At 56.7% G+C, this 3305-nt stretch carries 2 rRNA genes; both read right to left on the reverse strand.

Annotated elements, in window-relative coordinates:
- Positions 1 to 2804 (reverse strand): 23S ribosomal RNA (locus tag AC52W5_RS08785); the annotation flags it as partial.
- 392 nt (positions 2805 to 3196) lie between these two features.
- A 16S ribosomal RNA gene (locus AC52W5_RS08790) occupies positions 3197 to 3305 on the reverse strand; the annotation flags it as partial.

The following is a 3305-nucleotide window of genomic DNA, read 5'->3' on the forward strand; positions in this document are numbered from 1 at the left end:
CGGATAGGGACCGAACTGTCTCACGACGTTCTAAACCCAGCTCGCGTACCGCTTTAATGGGCGAACAGCCCAACCCTTGGGACCTACTCCAGCCCCAGGATGCGACGAGCCGACATCGAGGTGCCAAACCATGCCGTCGATATGGACTCTTGGGCAAGATCAGCCTGTTATCCCCGGGGTACCTTTTATCCGTTGAGCGACACCCCTTCCACCAGGAGGTGCCGGATCACTAGTCCCGACTTACGTCCCTGCTCGACACGCCTGTCTCACAGTCAAGCTCCCTTGTGCACTTACACTCAACACCTGATTGCCAACCAGGCTGAGGGAACCTTTGGGCGCCTCCGTTACTCTTTAGGAGGCAACCGCCCCAGTTAAACTACCCACCAGGCACTGTCCCTGAACCGGATCACGGTCCGAAGTTAGACATCCAGTACGACCAGAGTGGTATTTCAACGTTGACTCCACAACCACTGGCGTGGCCGCTTCACAGTCTCCCACCTATCCTACACAAGCCGAACCGAACACCAATACCAAGCTATAGTAAAGGTCCCGGGGTCTTTCCGTCCTGCCGCGCGTAACGAGCATCTTTACTCGTAATGCAATTTCGCCGAGCCTATGGTTGAGACAGTAGAGAAGTCGTTACGCCATTCGTGCAGGTCGGAACTTACCCGACAAGGAATTTCGCTACCTTAGGATGGTTATAGTTACCACCGCCGTTTACTGGGGCTTAAATTCTCAGCTTCGCCCTTACGGACTAACCGGTCCTCTTAACCTTCCAGCACCGGGCAGGCGTCAGTCCATATACCTCGTCTTACGACTTCGCATGGACCTGTGTTTTTAGTAAACAGTCGCTTCTCCCTGGTCTCTGCGACCAGACCGCGCCAGCCCGCAAGGGGCCTCACGCAACCCGGTCCCCCTTCTCCCGAAGTTACGGGGGTATTTTGCCGAGTTCCTTAACCATAGTTCGCTCGATCACCTTGGTATTCTCTACCTGACCACCTGTGTCGGTTTAGGGTACGGGCCGCTCGGAGCTCGCTAGAGGCTTTTCTCGACAGCATAGGATCACGCTACTTCGCCTCAATCGGCTATGCATCAGGTCTCAGATCAACACGCAGACGGATTTACCTACCCACGCTACCTACACCCTTACACCAGTACTACCACTCACTGGCGACGCTACCTTCCTGTGTCACCCCATCGCTTGACTACTACCGGATAGGGTCCCGCGCTCCCCACAACAACAACCGAAGTCGCTGCATGGCTCGGGCGGTCAGCATCACCGGCCCCGTCAGGGGCGCTCCTACGCGGGTACGGGAATATCAACCCGTTGTCCATCGACTACGCCTGTCGGCCTCGCCTTAGGTCCCGACTCACCCTGGGCGGATGAACCTGGCCCAGGAACCCTTGGTCAATCGGTGGAGGAGGTTCTCACTCCTCATTCGCTACTCATGCCTGCATTCTCACTCGCATAGCCTCCACGACTGGATCACTCCGCCGCTTCACCGGCCACACGACGCTCCCCTACCCAACCAGCTTCCGCTGGATGCCGCGGTTTCGGCGATGTGCTTGAGCCCCGCTACATTGTCGGCGCGGAACCACTTGACCAGTGAGCTATTACGCACTCTTTAAAGGATGGCTGCTTCTAAGCCAACCTCCTGGTTGTCTGGGCAATCCCACATCCTTTCCCACTTAGCACACGCTTAGGGGCCTTAACCGGCGATCTGGGCTGTTTCCCTCTCGACTATGAAGCTTAGCCCCCACAGTCTCACTGCCACGCTTCACTTCCCGGCATTCGGAGTTTGGTTGATTTCGGTAAGCTTGTGGGCCCCCTAGACCATCCAGTGCTCTACCTCCGGAAAGAAACACGCAACGCTGCACCTAAATGCATTTCGGGGAGAACCAGCTATCACGAAGTTTGATTGGCCTTTCACCCCTACCCACAGCTCATCCCCCAGGTTTTCAACCCTGGTGGGTTCGGACCTCCACGACGTCTTACCGACGCTTCATCCTGGCCATGGGTAGATCACTTCGCTTCGGGTCTAGAGCATGCGACCACAAACGCCCTATTCGGACTCGCTTTCGCTACGGCTACCCCACACAGGTTAACCAAGCCACACACCACTAACTCGCAGGCTCATTCTTCAAAAGGCACGCCGTCACCAAGCCTTACGGCTCAGCCCCGACGGATTGTAAGCACATGGTTTCAGGTACTATTTCACTCCCCTCCCGGGGTACTTTTCACCTTTCCCTCACGGTACTCGTCCGCTATCGGTCACCAGGTAGTATTTAGGCTTAGCGGGTGGTCCCGCCAGATTCACAGCAAATTTCACGAGCTCGCTGCTACTTGGGAAACAAAGCAAGGTAGGACCGGTGTTTTCGCCTACGGGGCTATCACCCACTACGGCCGGTTTTTCCAATTCCGTTCGACTAACACCAGTCTTTATCACTACCCGCCCAGCCGGCAGACCAGGCCACTTCGCTCCCACAACCCCGCCAACGCAACCCCTGCCGGGTATCACACGCCAACGGTTTAGCCTCATCCGCTTTCGCTCGCCACTACTCACGGAATCACAATTGTTTTCTCTTCCTGTGGGTACTGAGATGTTTCACTTCCCCACGTTCCCTCCACACACCCTATACATTCAGGTGCGGGTCACACGACATGACTCGTGCGGGGTTACCCCATTCGGACACCCTCGGATCACAGCTCGGTTGACAGCTCCCCGAGGCTTATCGCAGCCTCCCACGTCCTTCATCGGCTCCTGGTACCAAGGCATCCACCATGCGCCCTTAAAAACTTACACACAAAACCAAGAAAAAAGATGCTCGCGTCCACTATGCAGATCTCAAACAACAAACCCACAACCAGCACCACCAGCCCACCCACCACAACCAACCGTGTGACGGTATGAACCAAGCCGGCCGAGAGAGACAACCAACAACCCCACCCCCAACACACAGGGAGGACCTGCCCGTTCTCTCAGGACCCAACAGCGCACCCACAACACCCACCAACCACCCCGACCCGTTCCACCCCCACCACCACAGGCGACGAGGAGTACTGAACGCCGGAACAACCAGCAAACATTGCAATAGTCAGTGTTCCACCCACGAGCACCACCGCCGCAGGACACATGCCCACGAAACGGCGACTGGACCACCTGATCAACGATCAGACGGCCAGAAAGCTCCTTAGAAAGGAGGTGATCCAGCCGCACCTTCCGGTACGGCTACCTTGTTACGACTTCGTCCCAATCGCCGATCCCACCTTCGACAGCTCCCTCCCCACAAGGGGGTTGAGCCAC

The organism is Nitrosospira sp. CT (assembly GCF_059489795.1).